Origin of the sequence: Paenibacillus alginolyticus DSM 5050 = NBRC 15375 (assembly GCF_000422905.1) — a bacterium.
Taxonomy (GTDB): domain Bacteria; phylum Bacillota; class Bacilli; order Paenibacillales; family NBRC-103111; genus Paenibacillus_E; species Paenibacillus_E alginolyticus.
This window is the reverse complement of sequence record NZ_AUGY01000135.1, coordinates 1-15,656: the sequence shown is the minus strand read 5'-3', so window position 1 is coordinate 15,656 and position 15,656 is coordinate 1. Positions and strand designations below refer to the sequence as shown.

Sequence of the window (15,656 nt, the reverse complement as noted above, 5' to 3'; positions counted from 1 at the left end):
AAAGCACGGAGTATCGGGATACGTTACGCAAAAGGGCACTGACCCGTTCCGTTAGAAAAACCGACCTCCACCCCTTAGATAGATGTGACGAAGGAATGAGAGGGCTTAGACCCGCCACGACATGGGAGCGAAAATCGCTAAGGGCTATGTGGAGAATACGTGCAGCAGATGGTACAAATTAGGTGATGTTACCCCCACCTCTGTTCCCGCATGCCTTCTAACGATTAGGCCCTATCAATTCAACTCTCTTTCCTTCATCGTCCGATATCAAAGAGGATGAAATCCTGCGAATACACGAGCTTGCGTGAGAAAATCAAATCATAACGAGGGAGCTTAACAATAGATTTAATTCAGGAGATCGGAAAATTTATTACTGGTCTAAAACCATGGTCGTTAGAATCACACCTATCCGGTGGATAGAACAAACGTTGAGATCCTCTGCTTGTATATGCTGGACTAGACCAAGAACCACCTCTTAATATTCTGCAAGGTGCGTGACCAAATCGACTTCCATGCTTTTCTGGCCCTCGTGGGTTCTTTCGTTGGCTTTGTTTATAATAATCTGGATCATACCAATCCATACACCATTCTCGTACTTGTCCCGCCATTCCACGGACACCACACCAAGATATATCCTTTGGATATAAATCTACAACTGTCGGCCCTTCAACTTGAGCTACTCTTTGTCCTAGCCATGAAGAGTCAGGATATTTACCATTAGAATCTCTACCACTCCCGATCAACCAAAGACGCCATTCTTCATTAGACCTGAAAAACTTATTTGCAACAGTGTCTCCACATCGGCAATCATGTAGATCCAATGAATCTCCCCAAGGAAAGAATCTACCTTCCGGTCCTCTAGCAGCATACTCCCATTCAGCTTCATATGGCAGTCTTACTCCCGCCCAATCACAATAAGCCACTGCATCTTCCCATGAAGCAGAACTTAGAGGAAGATCTTCTGTTCCTTTAACGGGTTTTCCATCATGCCAAGCACTGTTCAATCGACTGTGAATCATATTATCAACCGGTGCAGGGTGTCCAGTGTCTTGCATAAAAAGATAATATTGTCCAATCGTTATTAAATCACGATAAACCCAAAACCCATCAATTTCAACTTCATGATGAAATAACTCCCCAACCCAATCCTTGCCTCCAACTTGAGCATTAAACCAATCTTCATGCCATTCATTCTTTGTCCAAAGTTGCCTAACTTCAAATTCATTGCTTCCCATCATGAATGTTCCAGATGGTACCCAAATAAGTGTTGATCCATCTTTTGGATTAATATGAGTATTCAAACATTTTAACCTCCAATTTAGGTCAGTTTTTATAAGTACTCATTTAGTCGCAAAATTGTCTTTAGAAAACTGTATGAACTATATTCGTTAATTTCATGAAATATCCCTTGCTGATTATTACGATCTATTAAATTAAAAAAGCAGGTTGCCTCAGCTGCCTGCCGTATTTCAAGTATCGTTTCTTCGTTAGTTGAATCACGCATAAATTTCGCAGGTTCCACTTTTATATCTTCCTCGGATAAACAAGTTCTTGTTCTCGAATATCAAGGTCAAAACACGGAATGCTTGATAAGCTCGATGCTTTTTCTGGCGGCCTCTATCTCCCCATCAGCGTGAGGTACGCTTTCCACTCCCCATGCGCCTTGAAAACCGCTCTTCTTCATCAGCCTGCAAAAAGCAGGGATATTCTGCGTCAGCTCTTCACCGTTCTCTGTAAAATTGAACGTTTTGACATGTATGACTTTCGCATACTTCGCGCATTTCAGCCACCCTTCCGCTTGTTTGCCATGTGCCCAATTCCATGAATCAAGTAGCAAGCCTAATTCCGGCACAGCCTCTATTAGCCTTACGACTTGATCGGGCTGTACAGTTGGCCCCCAATGGTTTTCAACAACAACCTGAAGACCCGCCTCCGCTGCGTGTCCGATAACATCCCGGTAACCATCTACCGTAATGGCAAACTGCTCCTCGGTCCACTGCTCCGGACCGCCCGCATCAATTCGGATGTGCGAGGCTCCCAGCTTCTCTGCGACGGCTATCCATCTGTATGCCCGGGCCCGATTGCGCCGGCGGCCTTCTTCCGTCTCCTCATAAATATGGGCTCCGTCGACGGCAATACAGCCGAAAGGCAGCCCGCTTCACCGAAAGCAGGTAATCGTCGTCCACGGAAGTAAGATGCTGGGATTTCCCCGGATTCCTCCCTGCATGAATCACTTCCTCCCCCTTCTCGATCGTAGACAGGTGTGCGTTCCAAGGATCCAGCTGCGTGCAGCCCAATTCCTTGCAATCCTTTATGTATTGGAAAATATCTTGTTTGCCCGCAGCCAACAGCCGATGAAAACTATAGGAACAAATGCTGATCTTCATGATTTCCCCTCCGTGAGCTTCGCGTTATTAACCTTGCTATTTACAACCTTTTCGCCCACTCTAAGCCTTGTAATTATCAAGATGGCACATAAGACTAGAATAATCGGGATGATAAAAATGGCAGTCGAAATCCCCTTCACAAGCACCGGCAATAAAAATCCGATTAAAGATGCACCCTGCGTCAGAAATACGTATAAGCTTGACCCGAATCCTGTACGGTGGACAAACATTCGCTGTACAACTCCCATGGCTACCCCGTACAGAATTGACACGTAAATCGAATAGAAAGGCTGAACCACAAAAAAGAGCGGCAAAGGTGCGGCAGTCGCATAAAGAATATAGGCGAGAAGAGCAAATACGCTTCCCAGTACGATTATCTGCTTACTCCCGTACTTGGCCGCCCAATAACTGGTTATCGTCATAAACAGCAGCTCAAATACAGCTTGGGCACTCCAGAGGTACGACATTAGCTGCGGCTCCCCAAATAAACGGTCAACAACCAACGGTAAATACAAACCTCGAATGGAATCGGCGCAGAAAAGCATTAGTAAAGCGATCAGCATCACAAGAGAGAAAGGCTCTGCTTTCCCCCTGGGCACCTCGGCATGAGTAGGGCTGACTTCCTTGTATAACAGCAAAATAATGATCAGTCCGATGTACCCCGATAAATTCCCTGTAAGCACACCCTGAAAACCGAAAAGCAGATAAAGGTTGGCCCCGAGCAGCAGTCCTAAAAAAAATCCCACGCTGAATCCAGCCCGTAGCCACACTAGGGACATTTCCAGGATTGAAGGGGCCTTTAACGCAAAATGGTTTCTCGCCATCGCAAACAGTTGACCCATGATAAGCCCCGAGGGAGCCGTAGCAATAGACATGCCGATTAACGCGCCCACGAAACCATCCGCTCGCATATAGAGGGACAGTCCGACCAAACAAATTAAAGCCGCCAAAAGCGGCAGCTTCTTTTTGTGCCTCATGCGATCGCTGACGATGCCTACTGAAATTGTGGTGATCATATTCAGCAGGAGCGAAACGGAATATACTGTCGCCACTTCCCCCTTGGTCAAGCCGAGGTGATCATGCAAATAAATGGCGTTCATGGGCGCCAGGATCCCTGTTCCTATTCCGTACAGCAGCATGATGGATAGGAGCTTTCCCGCGCCTCCAACAGTCAAAAAGAGTCTCACGTCTGATACAAGTCTCATCGTCGTTCGGGATTATCGTCCAATTGAAAGCCGAGAGGCACGATTTCCACATGCTCACGCCCAACGCCGTTGATCCACTCCACCACATCCAGAATAGTCATTTCCCCTGAGGTTAATGACCTAAACGGACTGTAGGAACTAATACCCCATTCCAAGTTTCCGTCACCGCGCTTTCATGAAGTTATCCTTTAGAACCGGCAATCACAATACCCTGTATAAAATATTTTTGCGCAAAAAAGAACAACAGCAGCGGAGGCAAAACAGCTACTATGGAAGCAGCCATCAACAAATTCCAAGGGGTGGCGGAGTAAGCCGCCGTAAAGTTGGACAACCCCAGAGATAGAGGGTATTTGTCACCGTTACTTAAATAAATGAGCGGACCGATCAAATCGTTCCACCTGTACATAAATTCCAAGATGGCCGCCGTCGCCAGAGAAGGAATCGAAAGAGGCAAAATGATCTTCAGGTATATCGTAAAATAGCCGCCGCCGTCGATTTTCACCGCCTCGTCCAAATCTTTGGAAAACCCCATATAAAATTGGCGAAGCAGGAAAATGATGAACGCACTGCCGCCAAATGCCGGAACGACCAGCGGCAAATACGTGTCGATCCAGTCGAATTTATTGAATAACAGATACTGCGGGATCAACGTCACCTGCGGTGGAATCATCATGGTGCTTAAGACAAGCAAAAATAAGAATTTACCGCCTCTCGCACGCAATCGAGCAAATCCAAAGGCCACCAGCGAAGAAGCTAACGCAACCGCGATCATCGTTATGGCCGTATAGCCCACTGTGTTGAGGATATACCGGGCCAAGGGAACATCATGGAACACCTTCGCGTAATTGCTCCAGCGGAACGGCGATGGGATCCAGGTCATTGGCAGCTTATGAACGTCTCCAAGATCTTTCAGAGAAGTAGTCAGCATCCAGAATAAAGGGAAAGCAAACAACAACAATCCCAACAGCAAAAGTACGTAAACGACCGTTTTACTAATTCCGCTAAGCTCTCCGTGAGTGATTCTGCGATTTCTCAACATGCCATTCCCTCCTACTGTTTACTGTCATATTCATAATATACAAGCCGTCTGGACACCCAAAGCGACAGCATTGTCAGCAAGAAGATCACAATAAACAAAATCCAGGCTTGCGCCGATGCGTACCCCATCCGGAACTGGGCGAAAGCGGTGTTAAATAAATACAAAACGTAAAAATACGAGTTCCAGTCCGGACCGCCCTTTGTAATAACATAGGCTTGTGTGAAAACCTGAAACGAAGAGATGATGCCGATAATACCGTTAAATAAAATGACGGGCGAAATGAGCGGAATGGTAATTTTGAAAAACTTTTTAAGTCTGCCTGCTCCGTCGATTGATGCCGCTTCGTACAGATCGGACGGCAGACTCTGCAGGCTGGCCAGAAAGATCACCATTGTTCCCCCTAGCGAGGTAAGCTGCATCAGCACCATGGAAGGTATGACGGTATTGGGTTTGGTAAACCAACCTGGTCCTTTGATATGAAACCACTGGCTTAGGAGCGAATTCACGACCCCGAAATCCGGGTTCAGCAGCCAAGACCACAGAAAGGAAACGGCAACGCCTGATACGATCGAAGGAGTATAATACAACGTCCGAAACACCGCTTGTCCTTTGATTTTGTTGTTTAAGAGCACTGCAAGCACCAGAGAACAAATGATGGTGAAAGGGACCGACAATATGGCATAGTAAAAAGTCACACTCATAGATTTGTAAAAAAGTTTGTCTTGAAACAAAGCGGTATAATTGCCTAGTCCGACGAATTTAGGGGAGTCCACAACATTATAATCGGCGAAACTTAGGAAAAGAGACGCTAATATAGGACCTCCGGTGAAGAGCAGAAACCCAATGGCCCAAGGAGAGATAAAATACCAAAATGCTCGTTCCTCCCTGGCACGCTCCGGATTCCTCTTCTTTTTGATAGGTAGAGCCGTTCCCCCAAGTTGAGTTCTAGCCTGATTGGTTTGGTTCATCAAATCACCTCGATTTGACAAAGTTTCCCTTGGTCCATCCCAAGGGAAACTTTGCAAAAAATATTAGGATATTGTTATTTCATGTTCAAGGATCGAAGGTTCTTGTCAATCTCCTGCAAGCCGTCGTCCACGCTCTTCTGACCGTTCCATATTCCAGTGATCGTTTGGCCGATCGTGGTACTGATGACGGCGAACTTATCGATGAGATGGTTATCCGCTTCACGTCCGTTTTTAATGGCGCCTTCGTTTAACGCCTTAACATCCTCTACCTTCAAGCCAACTTTATCTGCAATTTGTTTGTACCACAGATCTGCAAGCGAAGTATCAGCCGGGGTAGCGGACGTTTTCTCCATGAATGTCTTGCCTCCACCTTTTGGATCGACAAGATATTTAATAAATTCCCAAGATTCCGCTGGATGCTTGCTCTTCGCGCTGATGTTCCACGGATCTACGAAAAGAGGGACTTTACGGCCCTCATGATACGGAATCGGCGCTACACCCCATTTGAATTTAGCAGACTGGTAGCTCCAGAATCCCCAGCCGCCGTTGACTACCATCGCCACTTTGCCGGTCAGGAACGGGTCTCCAATCGCGGAAACCGCATCCAGTGTCGTTTGGTTCGGAGCCACTTTATATTTCTGAATCAGATCCACGTTAAATTGGATGGCCTCTTTATTAGCCGGATTGGAAGATGCCGTTGGATCGCCCATTACAGCTGTCTTATAGGCGTCCGCCTTGAAGAAGTCCCCGCCAAATCCCCAAGACTGAAGATTAGGGCTCATGCTGTTCAGGATGCCGAACACTTGCTTATCCGCATTGCCCACATCATGAGTCAGTTTCTTAGCTGTATCCAGCATCTTGTCATAGGTCCAGGACTTATCGTCCCAGCTTGTTGGCGGATACGGTACCCCTGCCTTATCAAACAGATCCTTGTTGTAGAACATGAAGCTGCCGATGGCCAGCATGGGAATTCCAAGAATTTTTCCGTTAATATTGTAAATGTTCATGATATCTTTGTTAATTGTAGCCATTTTGTCGGCGTCTGTCTTCACGTAAGGAGTCAGGTCGAGGAGAGCGCCCATTTTATTATAAGTTGCAAAGCCGGAGTTTGCCCAGTTGGCGGACCATACGTCGGGTACTTTGCCGCTAGAGATCATCGTCGTCAACCGCTGGTCAATTTCAGCTTGCGGAATTTGCTCCAATTTAATCGTAATATTGGAGTTTGCCTGTTGGAAACCCGAGATCATATCTTTTTCCCAGTCGATCATGTTGGGGTCGGTTCTAACTAGCCAAGTGATTTCCACTTTTTCTTTACTGCTTCCGGGCTTGTCGCCACCGCCCGCTGCGGGCTGCGAATTGGAGCAACCGTATAACAGTGTGGATGTGGCCATTAGCGAAGCAAGTGTAATCAAAATCGGTTTTCCTCTTTTTTGCATTGGATGACCTCCTGATCTCCCCTAAGGATTTTCCTGAATGTAATGACTACTACTGCTGATGTTGGGCATGCCCGTCCATGACCAAGCGGTGCCTTCTCTCCCCTTCCCTGCCCAATTAGTCGGCACATCAAATTTGTAACCGCTTTCTTTATTTTATGACATTTTCCCTTACTTCCATATCCCACTAAATTACGATTTAGTCGAAAAAATTAAACTTTGTTTGCTATACCTTGCTTAGTTCCCGAAATTCCGAAGGAACAACACCGCAATATTTCCTAAATACATTGGAAAAGTATTTATAATCATTGTAGCCAACTGTCAAGGCGATGGTCCCTACCAGCTCCGAGGTTGTTATTAGCAATTCCTTTGCTTTCTCAATTCGAATCTCGTTCAAATATTCATTGAAGGATTTTCCGGTTTCCTGTTTAAAAATGGAACTGAAATAGTTGGGCGTAACATGAATCATTTCGGCGAGCTCCCGCGATTTAAGCTCTACGTGATAGTTCTCAAGCATATAATTCTTGACTCTTTGGATAATCCAGCGGTTTTTCCCGACGCTGCCCCGTTTCAATAGCTCGGAGGTTTTAGCAAGCGTACCCCAAAACATGTGCATAAGTGAAGTAAGGGATTTGCTCCCCTGAACATTCGACGGATTCGATAATTGAGGCGCCAAATCCTTCAAGCAAGCCGTTTCCCGAAACCGACGGTGAACGAGCATAAGTATTTCCAGACACACCTGAAAAGCATCTTCAAACGAATAATGATGCTGGTTAAAATAGGAAAATAAATGATCCACGGTCTGGCGGAGATCGTCATGGCGATGTTGAAAAAGGTATTCCAGCAGTCGTTTTTCCAGCTCCCTCGGATAAAGCTTTCCCTCTGTTCTCTCGGCATGCTCCGGCGTTGGGGACACCTCCTTACGATCGGACCCATCGGCTGTCTCTAGCCCCGCCTGCCCAGCTGATTCCTTCTTGATTTCCAAAACTAATCTCCCAATGACTTCCATGAGCTCATCGACGTCGACCGGCTTAAGCAAATAATCTCTGACGCCGAAGCGGATCGCTTTTTTTGCATAAGTAAATTCATCATATCCGCTTAATATAATCATTTTGATTCGGTAGTCCTCACGGTGCAAAATTTCCACGAGCTCAAGTCCATTCATGGATGGCATTCTGACATCCGTTAAAATAACGTCAACCGGCGTTTTTTGTACGATAGCCAGCGCCTGCTCCCCGTTGTACGCCTCGCCGATTATTTCTACCCCGATCTCTTCCCAAGGAACCGTCAATCTGAGTCCCCTGCATATCACTGGTTCGTCATCTACGATTAATACCCTGGCTTTCATTCCCTGCACCCCTTTCCCATCCTATAGTTCATCACTTCTTCGTTGTGAATGATAGGCAAAGTGATTCGGACGTGAGCCCCATTTCCCTCGCCACCAAAAAATTGCAGGCCGCAGATTTCCCCGAACAGCAGCGTGAGCCGCTCTTGAATGTTTCTTAGGGCAAAGCCATGCTCCGAATCCCCCGTAATAACGCTATGTGCCTGTTGTGGATTAAAACCTTCCCCATCATCCATTACATCTATAAATAAGCTCCCATCTTGGGACGTACAACGGATTTCGATAGACCCAGATTCGCGATTTTCTTTGAAACCGTGAATAATACAATTTTCCACCAATGGTTGAATAATTTTTTTGGGTACAAGAACGTTTGCTAGGTGGTCTTCCCTATCAATTTCGTAATAAAGCGGAAAGTATACCCTTTGTTTTTGCAGTATCAAATAGTTTCTTACGTATTCCAGTTCCTGTTCGAGTGTAATCCACAGTTTTCCATTACTTAAACTAATGCGAAACAACTTGGAGAGCGCCACAATGAGCTTGCTAGTATCCTTGGCATTTTCCAACCGTGCGGTCCAATGAATCGTATCCAACGTGTTGTAGAGAAAGTGCGGGTCGATCTGATTTTGCAATGCTTTTAGTTCAGACTCCTTATGCTGGATCTCAAGCTTGTACTTCGTTTCGATCAAACGTTGAATCGTCCGCAGCATTTTATTGAAGCGAAGACCGAGTCTTCCGATTTCATCATTACTTTTGACCTTGAACTTGGGTTCAAAATCGCCTTGTTCGACCTGAATGGTAATGCGGGTCAGTTCGATAATCGGTCGAATAATCACCCAATAAAATCCTATTAAAGCCATGATTCCCAAAGTAATGGAAAACAGAGTCATCCCTTTAATCGAAGTTCGAATTGCATCTAAATTTTTGATAATTTCAAGCTCGTCGACCTTGGCGACAAGATACCAATTCGTATGATCGATCTTTCGGGCAACGACGAGATATCCGCCGGATTTGTTCGAATAAGAGAACAGGTTCTTTCCCTCATTCATTTGATTGACCAGCACAGAATCCGGATACGTTTTGCCGATGTAAAATTTATTTTCATGGGACAAAATTTCTCCGGCGCTGTCAACAATAGAGACCGATCCTGTCAATGGCGAAAAGCCTTTAGTGCTAATCAGCGAATAAAAATAGGACTCACTCAATCGGATTCGCACCAAACCGATGGTTTTATTTAAATCGTTTATGTCATGGATCTGCCGGATCAAAGAGATGACATATTTTTGTTCCCCTGTCCACGTGCTTCTTACGGGATAAGCGCCGCTCCACACATAGCCGCCCTGCGCCTCTTCCGCTTCACGGACCCACTTGCTTTCATCTACCGTCACCGGTTCGCCTATTGTAAGTAACACGCCATTTAGGCCCTGAAGTTCGATGGAATCCAAATATCGCTTATTTATAATTTGAAATGCGCTAAATGCATGAATACTGTCCTGCAGGTTGCTGAACTCCTTTTCTTCTTGATCCTTCCCTCCATACAAGTATTTTCGGAACTGATTGTCATAAATCATGTAAGAAGAGATATCCTCTACGTTTTCCATGATGTAAGTTACATTCTGGGCGAGCGTATCCAAAACACGTACGGTGGAATCCACGGCTTGCCGCCTTAACATTTGATCCGTTTGAAATAAAACGATAGCCCCCAGAACAAGACTGGGGATGGAGACAAGTATCATAAAGATGAGGAAGGATTTCCATTTAAGGCTTAAATTTTTGAATCGAATGATGTTCCATTTCATGGTGCCTCTTCCTTTTTTGCCACATTTGGATTATTGTCGCTTGTTGTGCTGTCGAACTGCCCCTTTCGTATTTCATCCATCTTGGATTGTAACACTTGGGCGACTTGTTCGGGTCCGAAGCCTTTTCGCGTCGTCATATCTTGGAGGAGCTTATTCATAGTATCTATTAAGTCGCTAGGAAGCACAGCGTCGTAAACGGGAGCAATTCCCCTGCTTGTGAGTTCGAACATTTCTTTAAACACCGGATCTACATATCTGGGCACAGGTATATTAGCGGGCACAAGTATTTGGCTCTGCAACAGCTTCTTATAGGTAATTTCGTTATTTATGTATTGAATGAATTGTAGAGCGGCTGCTTTCTTGGCAGGAGACAGATCGGCATTTACGGCAATTCCTTGACCGGTCACCCCGGATAAGCTCGTTGCGCTTCCGCTGCCGCCGCTAACAGCAGGAAACGCCGCCAAGCCTAATAGTCCTTGAAACTTTTGCGAGATTTTAGGCAGGGCCCATGATCCGTCAATTACCATGGCAGACTTCCCCTCGATGAATAGATCGTCCTGCTGGTTATTGTCCAAACTGTTCATGTTATCATTAAAAGCTCCCATTTTATTCAATTCCTCGATTAGTCGTAAAGCGCTTACAAATTCCGGATCGGTAAAGCTTCTCTCCCCGCGGATTGCCTCCGCCAGGAACTTATCTCCGGTATACCGGCTCCCGATCGTCGATAAATAACAGGATTGCAGCACCCATTTGGCTTTATTGCCCAAAGCGATCGGAATTTTCCCATCATTGCGGAGCCTGATCAGAAGCTGCTTCATTTCTCCGTAAGTTTCAGGAAAATGCGGATATCCTTTGTTCATAAGCAAAGCCTTGTCATAATAAATAATGCTAGTAAAGTTAACAACCGTCGGGATCGCATATTGCTTTCCGCCAACCGCGTAATCCATCAGTTTATTGGCCGGAATCAATTTGTCCTTGTAATTGTCTACAATCTCATCTATGGGCGAAAGCGACCGTCCTGCCACAAGTGGACGCATTTCCGCTCCTGGCCATACCACCAGGAGATCGGGAAGTTCCCTCCCGGCCGCGGCAGCTTTTACTTTGATTTTATATTCATCATGAGGAATAGCAACCATATGGAGTTTGATCTCCGGATGCACTTTTTCGAAACTTTTCATTCTTTCAAAGATAATCTCCTGCCAAGGTTCATTATGAACCCAAGTATTCCAAAACTCTAATTCGACTTGCGGCCCTCGCTCTTCTTCGAGTGTGCCGACGGAGGATGACCGTTCCTTTTCAACGGTCGTTTGGAACAGGGAGAACACACATAAGAGGGAAAGAGGAACGAAGATGAGAAAAACCCGTATAAACCATCTGCCAATCAACATGTTCCCACCTAATTTCCTTTAATTGTTTACTTATACCAACCATCTGCCCGGGAACCTGATTTCCTCGCCGGCAGAAAACCAAATCAAGCCCATAAGCTCACCAGCAGCGGTGATAGAGAGAAGAATGCTTAACTCGGCCGCTCCCAAATCTCACAAATTCCCTACAAATAAGGGAAGCATCAACGTGTAGGTAAATCCCAAAAGCATCGGAACGACCGCAAAATCAATAGCGATTGTAGGTATGAATGTTCCTTGAGATAAACAAGCGCCACCCCTTTTTGGTGTAGGTAAGTAATTCTCCTTTATTATCCAAAACCCTTCTTACGGATTTCTGCCCGTCCCTCAACGAGGCTGCCGATTGCTTTAAAGTTCTCTACCTCATTAATCGGACATAGGCTCCAAAATTGAATAAATTTCGATACATGCTAGAGATAATTGCGAAGTAACTGGCTGTAATTCTTTTCGTATTAACGTAAGCGTAAAATAGCCCCCACCTGGCAATCAGATGGGGGCTATTTTACGCTTACGACCAAGGCAGTGTGATCAGTCAGTTGTAGGAATCTTTAGTAAAGCTGATATTCCCTCCCTCTCCCTCGGGATTGGGACAATATTTCTGACTTCCGACACCACTTCAAAGTATTCCTATTTATTACCGAAGGAGATTGGTTTTCGCCAGTTCGATGATTTCGTTGCCTTGCCCGTTCAAAACGGCTTTCAGCATCCACATCGTAAATCCGCGTGCCTGCTCGAAGTTGATCTTCGGCGGCATAGCCAGCTCATGACGATTGACGACGACGTCCAGCACTACCGGACCGCTGTGTTCGAGCGCTCGGCGAACGGCGCTTTCCAAGTCATTCGGATCCTCGACCCGGATTCCTTCGATTCCCATGGCTTGAGCCAGTGCCGCAAAGTTTGGATTGTCGAGTTCCGTTCCGAATTCTAAAAAGCCGGCTGCTTTCATTTCCAATTCCACGAATCCAAGCGCGCCATTATTAAAGACAACGATCTTGATCGGGAGCTTATGCTGACGAAGGGTCAATAGATCTCCGAGCAGCATGGTGAGTCCCCCGTCCCCCGACAGCGATACGACCTGGCGTCCCGGCTGCGCAACCTGCGCCCCAATCGCCTGGGGCATGGCGTTCGCCATTGTCCCGTGGTTAAACGAGCCAAGTAGCCTTCTTTTTCCATTCATGCTCAAGTATCGGGCAGCCCACACAGTCGGCGTCCCAACATCGCAAGTCAAAACGGCATCCTCATCTGCGAGATCGCTGATTACCTTCATGAGGAATTGCGGATGAATAGGCGCTCGGCCGGGAGCTGCAAGATTGTCCAGTTCCTCGCGGACTTTGGCATAATGTGCGGCAAAGTGCTGCAGATGATCAGGGGAGTGCGGTTCCTTTAACAGAGGTAACAGCATTTCGACCGTCGTCTTCACGTCTCCGCACACCCCGTATGCGAGCGTCGTTCACCGGCCTAGTCGGGAGGAATCCAAATCAACCTGAAGGATGGTCGCTTCCTGCGGATAAAATTGCCGGTATGGAAAATCGGTACCCAGCATGAGTAAGACATCGCATTCCATCATGGCGTGATAGCCGGAAGAATATCCGATGAGACCGGTTAATCCGACGGAATATGGGTTGTCGTATTCCAGATATTCTTTGCCTCGCAGCGCTATGACCATCGGGGATTGCAGCTTCTCGCATAGCTTCATGAGCCAAGCATGAGCTCCCGCGCAGCCGGCACCGCATAGCAAGGTGATCCTCTTGCCTTTGTTTAAGTAGTCGGCAAGCGTCTTCAATTCGTCTGTAGAAGGGCAGACAATCGGCCGGGTGGAATGGATGACACGTTTCGGAACGGGGCTTTCGTCGTATTCGAAAGCGGCTACGTCACCCGGAAGAACTAAGACAGACACTCCCGATCTTGCCGTCGCGGTTTGCATCGCCATCGTAACCGCTCGAGGCATTTGCCTCGGTCCGGTTACGACTTCACAAAAGAAGCTGCATTCCTGAAACAACATGTCCGGACGGGTCTCTTGAAAAAAGCCGCTGCCGATTTCACTGCTCGGAATATGAGCGGCAATCGCAAGTACTGGCACCCGGTTTCGATGGCAATCGTACAATCCGTTAATGAGATGCAAATTACCTGGTCCGCTGCTACCCGCGCATACGGCGATTCCTCCGCTGAGGGTGGCATCCGCGCCCGCCGCGAATGCTGCAACCTCTTCGTGGCGGACATGGATCCATTCTATTTTTCCGGAACGACGGATCGCATCGAGCAAGGCATTGAGCGAATCGCCGATAATGCCGAAAATTCGCTTCACGCCGGAGTTCAGAAGGGATTCCACGATGGAATCCGCTATCGTTCTTCTCAAGGGAATCTCTCCCTTTTGTTTTTATTATTTTGCCATAATAGCCTATTCTTGATTTCACAACGATTTAAGCCTGAACCAAGAAGAAAGCCGGGCAATCCACATCTCGGGTTTGTTGGGCTTCAATCTTAGATTAAGTAGTCAAATTTCGGTCATTTCATTCCTTATTATAGGAATGCTGCCCGTTACTTCAATGAAAAAGGGAACAGTTGCCGGCCGCGGCGATCTGCTCCCATTTTTCAACTAACGGTTTGCAATAGGTAAGCATTTGATGTGATCTCCAGCTTTTCCCCTGCTCCACACGGAGCGTGCCTGTTTCCAAGCACTCCGCGTTCCATCTAACTAAAGTACTTGATCATAAGTTCCCCGTTACTAATTGATTTGGGATATGTTAAACTGGTTCTAAAGCATATTTTTCACGGTATTTGTTGATCTTGTTCATCATCAATTCCGTTAGACCCAGTCTATTCTTGAGTACGTCAATCGTCTCTTTATGTGTTTGGAGGATAAGTTGCCCGACCTCTTTATGGAGGATGCGCAAATTGTTAAACTTGTCGTTTCCACCTACGTGCAACGGGATATAGTGGTGGCAGTGAACATCGGAAGCGAAGAGATACATGCCTGTAATTTCGCATTTCCCCATCTTCATGCTGTACCGACTAATCCGATTATCCATATATTCTACACTTTGATTCGGGATGATAGATTTCGTTAGTAAGGAAATTTCCTGACGTAAATCTGGTCGAAGCTTTTTGTAGATTTGTTCTCTGCCTGCTGTGGTAAAGAGCGATAACCCTGTACTAAAGCCCATCGTATTCTTTGTTTTCACGTTGGCAAGAGGATATAGATAAACATCTGCTACTTTAAACGTCCTGTAACCCAAGCTGTAAAATTTACTGTACGTTGGCGGTGGGTTTGCAGGATGCTCGTATTTCCCGATTTGTTTGAGACGATTGTACATGAAAGCTCGCAGATCGTAGGCAAGACGTGAGAACGCAACACTAACATGTGTTGCCCGATTGAAGTAGTTGTGAATTCCTAAAACAAAGCTGTTGAACCGTGCAGCGTTTAAAGCCGTTGGCGAAGTCCTCATTTTGAGGATGTGTTTCTTGGCTTCGCTTTTGATTTTCTGCCTTTTGTTCGCTTTAATGCCGGTATGCGCTACTCGCTTTTGACCCTTTTTGTTCGCTCGGATTGTGAAACCAAGAAATTCCGACTCTCTTTTTCGCAGATTGATGATTTGCGATTTCTCTGGTGAGACGTCGAGTTTCAGGCGGTCTTTGAGATACAGAACAACCGCATGATACCACCTCTGGGCGGACCTCCAATCGCGACAAATGATTTTGAGGTAAGTAGCCCGAGGGAATCGCACCCTCAGGCCCTCTCAGAACCGGACGTGAACCTCTCGGCTCATCCGGCTCCCATTATCCAGCCGTAGGCAGTATTCCCATCTGCCAGTGTGCAAACAGTTTAGGAAGATTCTTTGCAAGTCGTCCCATCCAATTTGTCGCCCTTGTCTTGTGCCTCTCCAGTTTCTTGTATTTCCTTCTTGCCCAATGGATGAGTGCCTCGTTCATATGGCGTAAAACGGGATAGAGCTGCGACTTGCAGAAGTGTCCATAGTAGTTGATCCACCCTCTAATCGAGGCATTGAACATCCGCGACAGGTCATCAATGGCCACGTCCGGCTTCAAATGCATCCGCCATCCTCTTATCGTCTGCCTCAT

The 15,656-nt window shown here is 46.4% G+C and carries 14 protein-coding genes and 1 pseudogene; 1 reads left to right on the top strand and 14 read right to left on the bottom strand.

What is annotated here, in order from left to right; genetic code table 11:
- A partial coding sequence (locus G519_RS51785; protein WP_208860927.1) for a hypothetical protein occupies positions 1-182 on the top strand: 182 nt, incomplete at its 5' end.
- Between the two features lie 168 nt (positions 183-350).
- Here G519_RS51785 and G519_RS0135075 read toward each other — a convergent pair.
- From G519_RS0135075 to G519_RS46115, 14 genes and pseudogenes are all read right to left on the bottom strand, one after another.
- Positions 351-1,301: a formylglycine-generating enzyme family protein gene (locus G519_RS0135075; protein ID WP_029198574.1), complete on the bottom strand. Its 951-nt coding sequence runs from the start codon at positions 1,299-1,301 to the stop codon at positions 351-353.
- Between the two features lie 269 nt (positions 1,302-1,570).
- Positions 1,571-2,059: a sugar phosphate isomerase/epimerase family protein gene (locus G519_RS49565; protein WP_244280325.1), complete on the bottom strand. Its 489-nt coding sequence runs from the start codon at positions 2,057-2,059 to the stop codon at positions 1,571-1,573.
- Between the two features lie 49 nt (positions 2,060-2,108).
- Positions 2,109-2,387 carry a hypothetical protein gene (locus G519_RS0135060; protein WP_029198571.1) on the bottom strand — a complete coding sequence of 93 codons (279 nt, stop codon included), beginning with the start codon at positions 2,385-2,387 and terminating at the stop codon, positions 2,109-2,111.
- Positions 2,384-3,574, bottom strand: a complete 1,191-nt coding sequence (locus G519_RS0135055) for an MFS transporter (protein ID WP_244280324.1) — start codon at positions 3,572-3,574, stop codon at positions 2,384-2,386. Before G519_RS0135055 ends, G519_RS0135060 begins: the two co-directional genes overlap by 4 nt.
- A 14-nt stretch (positions 3,575-3,588) precedes the next feature.
- Positions 3,589-3,747: a hypothetical protein gene (locus G519_RS50820; RefSeq protein ID WP_154669649.1), complete on the bottom strand. Its 159-nt coding sequence runs from the start codon at positions 3,745-3,747 to the stop codon at positions 3,589-3,591.
- 26 nt (positions 3,748-3,773) lie between these two features.
- On the bottom strand, positions 3,774-4,631 hold the full coding sequence (locus G519_RS0135045) for a carbohydrate ABC transporter permease (RefSeq protein WP_036635059.1): 858 nt from the start codon (positions 4,629-4,631) through the stop codon (positions 3,774-3,776).
- Between the two features lie 11 nt (positions 4,632-4,642).
- Positions 4,643-5,599 (bottom strand): carbohydrate ABC transporter permease, encoded by a 957-nt coding sequence (locus G519_RS0135040; protein ID WP_084160500.1) that lies wholly within the window; start codon positions 5,597-5,599, stop codon positions 4,643-4,645.
- 74 nt (positions 5,600-5,673) lie between these two features.
- Entirely contained in the window at positions 5,674-7,035 is a 1,362-nt protein-coding gene (locus G519_RS0135035) for an ABC transporter substrate-binding protein (RefSeq protein ID WP_029198567.1), read from the bottom strand.
- 223 nt (positions 7,036-7,258) lie between these two features.
- A complete protein-coding gene (locus G519_RS0135030) occupies positions 7,259-8,380 on the bottom strand; it encodes a response regulator (RefSeq protein WP_029198566.1) in 1,122 nt (373 codons plus the stop codon).
- The gene (locus G519_RS0135025; RefSeq protein WP_029198565.1) at positions 8,377-10,173 is read right to left on the bottom strand and encodes a cache domain-containing sensor histidine kinase; all 1,797 of its coding nucleotides are present in this window, start codon (positions 10,171-10,173) and stop codon (positions 8,377-8,379) included. Before G519_RS0135025 ends, G519_RS0135030 begins: the two co-directional genes overlap by 4 nt.
- Entirely contained in the window at positions 10,170-11,561 is a 1,392-nt protein-coding gene (locus tag G519_RS46130) for an extracellular solute-binding protein (protein ID WP_051253966.1), read from the bottom strand. Before G519_RS46130 ends, G519_RS0135025 begins: the two co-directional genes overlap by 4 nt.
- Before the next feature lie 649 nt (positions 11,562-12,210).
- Positions 12,211-13,932: pseudogene (gene poxB / locus G519_RS46125) on the bottom strand (ubiquinone-dependent pyruvate dehydrogenase).
- A gap of 388 nt (positions 13,933-14,320) precedes the next feature.
- Positions 14,321-15,301: a group II intron reverse transcriptase gene (locus tag G519_RS46120; protein WP_051253964.1), complete on the bottom strand. Its 981-nt coding sequence runs from the start codon at positions 15,299-15,301 to the stop codon at positions 14,321-14,323.
- Between the two features lie 52 nt (positions 15,302-15,353).
- A partial coding sequence (locus tag G519_RS46115; protein WP_036635056.1) for a group II intron maturase-specific domain-containing protein occupies positions 15,354-15,656 on the bottom strand: 303 nt, incomplete at its 5' end.